Source organism: Curtobacterium sp. MCLR17_059 (assembly GCF_003234665.1).
In the GTDB taxonomy this organism is placed as follows: domain Bacteria; phylum Actinomycetota; class Actinomycetes; order Actinomycetales; family Microbacteriaceae; genus Curtobacterium; species Curtobacterium flaccumfaciens.
Map to the genome: position 1 here is coordinate 370,213 of NZ_QKSU01000002.1, position 6,587 is coordinate 376,799.

Below are 6,587 nucleotides of genomic sequence, written 5' to 3' on the forward strand. Positions count from 1 at the left end.
TAACGGGACGCACCGACACCCCCGACTACCGGGTCGGCGCGCCGACGTGCAGCCAGTAGAACGACTGCGTGCCCATGGTGAGCGTGACGGTGCCGTCCTCGTCGAACGACGGGAACGAGCTGCCGCCGAACAGGTCGTAGAGCGGGCGCCCCGCGAACTCCGGCGCGGAGATCGTGACCGAGGTCGGGTTCGTCGCGAACGAGAACACGCACAGGACGTCCTCGGCGGACGGGCCGAACTGCTGGCCGGAGCCCTCCCACGAGCGGACGAAGGCGAGCACCGAGTCGTTTGAGGTCTCCTGCACGTGCAGGGACCCGAGGCCGAACACCGGGTGGGCCTTGCGCGTGTGGATGACGTTCCGGACCCAGTGCAGCAGCGAGCGCGACTGGGCGAGCTGCGCCTCGACGTTCACCTGCGCGTAGTTGTACACGAGCGACTGCACGACGGGCAGGTAGAGCTTGCCGGGGTCAGCGGTGGAGAAGCCGGCGTTGCGGTCCGGCGTCCACTGCATCGGCGTGCGCGACGAGTCGCGGTCCGGCAGCCAGATGTTGTCGCCCATCCCGATCTCGTCGCCGTAGTACAGGAACGGCGAACCGGGCAGCGAGAACAGCAGCGCGTGGATGAGCTCGAGCTCTGCGCGCGAGTTGTCGAGCAGGGGAGCGAGGCGTCGGCGGATACCGATGTTCGAGCGCATCCGCGGGTCGTAGCCGTACCAGCCGTACATCGCCTGCCGGTACTCCTCGCTCACCATCTCGAGCGTGAGCTCGTCGTGGTTGCGGAGGAAGACGCCCCACGCCGCGCTGGCCGGCACGTCGAGCGTCTCGGACAGGATCGCCTTGAGCTCGGCGGCGTGCTGTGCCCGGAGCGAGTAGAAGATGCGCGGCATCACCGGGAAGTCGAACGCCATGTGGCACTCGGGCTCCTCGTCGGTGCCGAAGAACGCCGCCGTCTCGCGCGGCCACTGGTTGGCCTCGGCCAGGAGCACACGGCCGGGGTACTCGTCGTCGACCATCGCGCGGAGCTTCTTGATGAACTCGTGGGTCTCCGGCTCGCCCTCGCCGTTGCCCTCCTCCGACTCGAACAGGTACGGGATCGCGTCGAGCCGGAGCCCGTCGACGCCCATGTCGAGCCAGTGCCGGACGACGTCGTAGATCGCCTCGATGACCGCGGGGTTCTCGAAGTTCAGGTCCGGCTGGTGCGAGAAGAAGCGGTGGAAGAAGAACTGGCGTCGGACCGGGTCGAAGGTCCAGTTGGACTCCTCGGTGTCGACGAAGATGATGCGGATGTTGGAGTAGTCCTCGTCCGTGTCCCGCCAGACGTAGAAGTCGCCGTAGGGGCCGTCCGGGTCCTCGCGGGACTGCTGGAACCACTCGTGCTGGTCGCTGGTGTGGTTGATCACCATGTCGATCACGATGCGCATGTTCCGCTCGTGCGACTTCGTCACGAGCTCGCGGAAGTCGTCGAGCGTGCCGAACTCCGGCAGGATCGCCCGGTAGTCGGCGATGTCGTACCCGCCGTCGCGCATCGGCGACTGGAAGAACGGCGGTAGCCACAGGGCGTCCACGCCGAGCCACTGCAGGTAGTCGAGCTTGCCGATCACGCCCTGGATGTCGCCGATGCCGTCTCCGTTGGAGTCGACGAACGACCGGATCATGCACTCGTAGAAGACCGAGCGCTTGTACCACTGCGGGTCGAGCGTCAGGCCGGGCAGCTGGATCGGGGCTGTGAAGGTCACCGTGCTCCTCGTCGTCATCGACGGACCGGTCGACGGCCCGCCCCGGACACGATAGGCGCGAGATGCTGCGGGTGTCCGGGGTTTCGTGCGGTTCGCTCCCTAGACTGGCGCGGATGCAACCGCCCGTGCTCTCCCCGTACCAGTCGTTGATGGCCGCCACCCCGGTCGTGCACCGGGCCGTCCAGGTCGACGGCCGGACCACGCACTACTGGGTCTACGGGCCCGAGGATGCGGATCGCACCGTGCTCGCCGTGCACGGGTTCCGCGGGGACCACCACGGGCTCGAGACCATCGCCGCGCACCTCGAAGGTGTCCGTGTGATCGTGCCCGACCTGCCCGGTTTCGGCGTGTCCGACCCGCTGCCGGTGTCGGACATCGACGCGTACGTGGCCTGGCTGACCGGGTTCCACGCCGCGCTCGGGCTCGGCCGCGACACGGTCGTGCTCGGGCACTCGTTCGGATCGATCGTGGTGTCGGCCACCGTCGCCGCCGGGCTCGACACCCGGCTGCTCGTCCTCGTCAACCCCATCGCGGCCCCGGCACTGCAGGGACCGCGTGCCGTCGGGACCGCGATCGCGATCGGGTACTACCGCGCCGGCGCGGTCCTGCCGAAGCCGATCGGGCTCGGGATCCTGCGGAACGGCGCGATCGTCCGGGCGATGAGCATCGCGATGCTGAAGTCGCACGACCCCGCCGTCCGTCGATGGGTGCACGACCAGCACGACCGGTACTTCTCGGCCTTCGCGAACCGCACGAGCGTGCTCGAGGCGTTCCGCACCTCGGTCACCCACGACGTCTCCGAGTACGCCGACCGCATCCACGTGCCCGTGCTGCTCGTCGCGGCCGAGCACGACGACATCACCGCCGTCCCCGAACAGCGCGCACTCGCCGAGCGGCTGCGTGACGCCGAGCTCGTCGTGATCCCGGGGGTCGGCCACCTGGTGCACTACGAGACGCCGGCTCCGGCCGCGGCGGCCGTGCTCCGCCGGATGGCGGACACGACCGGGCGTGCGGGACGCCATGGACGCACTGGACGCGGCGCGGCCGCGACGGACAGCCGACCGTCGGGGGCGGGGCGGGCCTCCCGGACGGCGGACGCGTCGTGACGCGCCTGCGCATCGGCATCGACTGCCGGTACGTGCGGATCGGTCGGCACGACGGCATCAGCCGGTTCACCGCCGGGGTCGTCGCGCACCTGCCGGACCGGCACGACTACGTGCTGCTCGTCAGCGACGAGCGCCAGCTCGAGTCGCTGCCGAGGGACCTGCCGTGGGAGCTGCTGCCCGCGCCGACGGACGCGGGGGAGCCGCTCGTCGCCCGGCGCGTCAACCGGCTCGGGCTCGACGCGGTGTTCTCGCCCATGCAGACGATGGGGTCACGGGGGCGCCGGTACGCGCTCGTCCTGACGCTGCACGACCTGATCTACTACCGCAACCGCACGCCCCCGCGGGAGTTCTCGTGGCCGCTGCGGCTCGGCTGGCGGGCGTTCCACCTGTCCTGGGCGCCGCAGCGGTTCCTGCTGAACGGCGCCGACGGGGTGGTGACGGTGTCCGAGACGACCGCCGGGCTGATCGCCGAGCACCGGCTGACGAAGCGACCCGTGACGGTCGCCTACAACGCGGCCGACCCGGCGACACCGCGGGTGGCCGGAGCGCCACGTGGACGCTCGCTCGTCTACATGGGCTCGTTCATGCCGTACAAGAACGTCGAGACCCTGGCGGCGGCGCTGCCGCTCCTGGGGGCGGACTGGACGCTGCACTGCATGTCGCGGGTGTCCGACGCCGACCGTGCACGGCTCGAGGCGCTGGCTCCCACGGGGACGATCGTGTTCCACGACGGCGCCACCGACGAGGAGTACCTGTCCGTGCTCCGTTCGGCCACCGCGCTGGCGACCGCGTCGTACGACGAGGGGTTCGGCATCCCGCTCGTCGAGGCGATGGGCGTCGGGACCCCGGTCGTCGTCAGTGACATCCCGATCTTCCGGGAGATCGGCGGCTCGGCGGCGGAGTACTTCGACCCGGCGTCGCCGTCCTCGGTCGCCGCGGCCGTCCGGCGGGTCGAGGAACGGTGGGACGAGGCCTCGCGGCAGTCGATTCAGCGTGCCGGTCGGTTCCGGTGGCAGGACTCGGCGGAGCAGGTCGTCCGGGCCGTCGAGCGGGCCGTGGGGGACCGGCGGGGCTGAGGGCGGGTGCGGGGCCGGGTGCGGGCGCTTGCGGTTCGTGACGATGCGGAACGACGATGTCGATGTCGTACGACGTCGACCGTGTCGTTCCACGTCGGACGCTCGACGACTCCGCGACCACCACACCGTCACTCCGGCGCGATGACCTGCACGTCCGCCCCGGGGAACACCTTCTGCGTCTCCTCGGTCACCCGCGACACGATCGGCGGCACCGCTGCACCCCGACCCGGGGTCCGCACGACGATCGACTGGTCGCGTGCGGCGTCGGACGGATCCCCGCCGCGCTCCCACGAGCAACGGACCTCCGTCACACCGCCGATGTGGTCGAGCGTGTCCGCCAGTGCCAGGCGCTTCGCCGCGACCTCCCCGGCACCGGTGACGCCGATCTCCAGGTTGCCGAGGTCGGCGACCACGACGACGCGGACACCGTTGCCGCCGGACTCGTCGGCTGCGCGGCTGATGGCGGCGACCAGGTCACGCCGGGCGGCGATGTCGAGCGACGGGTCCGCCCGGACCGAGGCGATGGCGTCGTAGCTCGCGAACGCCGTCTTCGACGGGGCGTGGTGCCGCACGTCGGTGACGCCGGGCAGCGCACGCACGCGCGTGTCGAACCGGTCGAGCGCCACGTCCGGCCGTGGGAAGACCCCGCCGATGCCGTTCTGGACGCTCCCGATGATCGAGCCGAGCACCACGGCGATGACCGCGACCACCGCGAGGGTGCTGCCGCCGATGATGAACCAGGTGCGGGCCCGGGTGCGGGTGGGGACGCTGGCCGTCTCGGGACCGAACACCCGGTCGAGATCGTCGGCCTGCTGGTCGAGGGCGTGCTGACCGTGTCGGCTGGTTCCGTCGTCGGACATGTGGCTCCCCTCACCCCGGTGTGCGGGTGCGTCGGAGCCTAGTCCCCGGTCAGCCCCGGCGCTCCAAGGGGTTCTGGTACTCGAACGCGGACCCTCCGGTGGCGTCGGACACGTCGTCGATCGGGTCGTCGAACCGGACGAGTTCGGCGTGGAAGCGCTCGGGGTCCCACCGGAACGAGTGGATGGACCCGTTGCGGATCGGGGTGTTGCGGCGGTCGGCGGTGCCGGGGGCTGCGGCATTCACGACACTGCGGATCACCGCGCCGTGGGTCGCGACCACGACGACACCGGCATCGAACCGGACCGCGATCTCACCGAGCGTCTCGGTGACGCGGGCGAGCAGCGCGGAGCGGGACTCCCGACCGGGGATGTCGTCGTGCGGGTACCGTGCCGACACCTCGTCGTCGGTCAGGCCCTCGGCCTCGCCGTAGGAGCGCTCGGCCAGGCCCGGGTACGTCGTCGGTGCGTCGATGCCCAGGCGGTCGGCGATGATCGCGCCCGTCTCGGCCGCACGGGACAACGGGGAGGCGACGACCGCGTCGAAGGGCCGACGGGTCAGGAGCTCGGCGGCCTCGGCGGCCTGCCGTCGTCCGGTGTCGTTGAGCGGGATGTCGGTCGAGCCCTGGATGCGGCGTTGCGCGTTCCAGTCGGTCTCGCCGTGCCGGACGAGGTACAGGAGGGTCGTCACCCGTCGATCTTCGCAGACGCGAACGGCAGCCCCGTCCGGGAACCGCGACCGCGCAGGCCCGTCCAGCCGCGACCGGCTAGTCGGTCGACGCCGCCGCCGCGCTGAGCCGCTCCGCCAGGTGCACGAGCGTCTCGGTGGTGCCGGCGTCGAGCTTCACGGCCGCCCGCCGGTCACTGCGGGTCTCGCCGCGGTTCACGATGACCACGGGGTTCTTGCGGCGCGCAGCGTGGTCGACCAGCCGCACGCCCGAGTTCACGGTAAGGGACGAACCGACGACGAGCAGCGCGTCGGCATCGGCGACGATCGACACGGCCTCGCGGAACTTCTCGGCCGGCACGAACTCGCCGAAGAAGACGACGTCGGGCTTCAGATCGCCGCCGCACACGGTGCACGCGGGTACGACGAACCGTTCGACGTCGGTGATCTCGACGTCGCCGTCCGGCTGCAGCTGCACGGACCCGGGCTCGTCGATCCAGGGGTTCTCGCGGTCGATGGTGGCGGCGAGGTCGGAGCGGGAGAAGACCTGCCCGCAGCGCAGGCACACGGCGCGGTCCATCGAGCCGTGGATCTCGACGACGCGGCGGGAGCCGGCGCGCAGGTGCAGGCCGTCGACGTTCTGCGTGATGACCCCGGCGACGATCCCGGCGTCCTCGAGTGCGGCGAGCGCCCGGTGTCCGTCGTTCGGCACGGCGGCCGCGAAGCTCCGCCAGCCCAGGTGCGATCCGGCCCAGTAGCGCTGGCGCTTCGCGGGGTCGGCCAGGAACTCCTGGAACGTCATCGGCTTGCGCACCACCCGCCCGGCACCGCGGTAGTCGGGGATTCCGGAGTCGGTGCTCAGGCCGGCACCGGAGAGCACGGCGATCCGCTTGCCCGCGAGCACCTCGACGACGCGGTCCAGGTCGTCTGCGGTCACCGACCCGGCGGCCGCCCCGGTGGTCGGTCCGGTCGTCGACGCAGCATCATCCAGCACCCTGTTCACGGTACCCTCAACACCCGACCGTCCCGGTCGCTTCCCAGGCGGAGCGCATCCTCGGCGGACCCGCCCGGCGGCAGCCCGGACCCGCCCCGCGGCAGCCCGCACCCGCGGCAGCCCGCACCCGCGCCGGCCCAGGCCCGCCGGAC

The 6,587-nt window shown here is 71.4% G+C and carries 6 protein-coding genes; 2 read left to right on the top strand and 4 right to left on the bottom strand.

Annotation, left to right across the window (positions count from 1 at the left end; translation table 11 throughout):
- Positions 1 to 25 precede the first annotated feature (25 nt).
- Positions 26 to 1,735, bottom strand: coding sequence for a maltose alpha-D-glucosyltransferase (gene treS / locus DEJ12_RS05485; RefSeq protein ID WP_071403984.1), 1,710 nt, complete (start codon positions 1,733 to 1,735; stop codon positions 26 to 28).
- 113 nt (positions 1,736 to 1,848) lie between these two features.
- Here treS and DEJ12_RS05490 point away from each other — a divergent pair, with 113 nt between their 5' ends.
- Both DEJ12_RS05490 and DEJ12_RS05495 read left to right on the top strand, forming a co-directional pair.
- Positions 1,849 to 2,841: an alpha/beta fold hydrolase gene (locus tag DEJ12_RS05490; protein ID WP_258370542.1), complete on the top strand. Its 993-nt coding sequence runs from the start codon at positions 1,849 to 1,851 to the stop codon at positions 2,839 to 2,841.
- Between the two features lie 5 nt (positions 2,842 to 2,846).
- A complete protein-coding gene (locus tag DEJ12_RS05495; RefSeq protein ID WP_111029308.1) occupies positions 2,847 to 3,917 on the top strand; it encodes a glycosyltransferase family 1 protein in 1,071 nt (356 codons plus the stop codon).
- 128 nt (positions 3,918 to 4,045) lie between these two features.
- Here the strand turns inward: DEJ12_RS05495 and DEJ12_RS05500 are convergent, their stop codons facing one another.
- From DEJ12_RS05500 to DEJ12_RS05510, 3 genes are all read right to left on the bottom strand, one after another.
- A complete protein-coding gene (locus DEJ12_RS05500) occupies positions 4,046 to 4,777 on the bottom strand; it encodes a hypothetical protein (protein WP_111029287.1) in 732 nt (243 codons plus the stop codon).
- 49 nt (positions 4,778 to 4,826) lie between these two features.
- Positions 4,827 to 5,465 (bottom strand): histidine phosphatase family protein, encoded by a 639-nt coding sequence (locus tag DEJ12_RS05505; protein WP_111029288.1) that lies wholly within the window; start codon positions 5,463 to 5,465, stop codon positions 4,827 to 4,829.
- Between the two features lie 76 nt (positions 5,466 to 5,541).
- Positions 5,542 to 6,378, bottom strand: coding sequence for a Sir2 family NAD-dependent protein deacetylase (locus DEJ12_RS05510; protein WP_111029309.1), 837 nt, complete (start codon positions 6,376 to 6,378; stop codon positions 5,542 to 5,544).
- Positions 6,379 to 6,587: the final 209 nt, after the last annotated feature.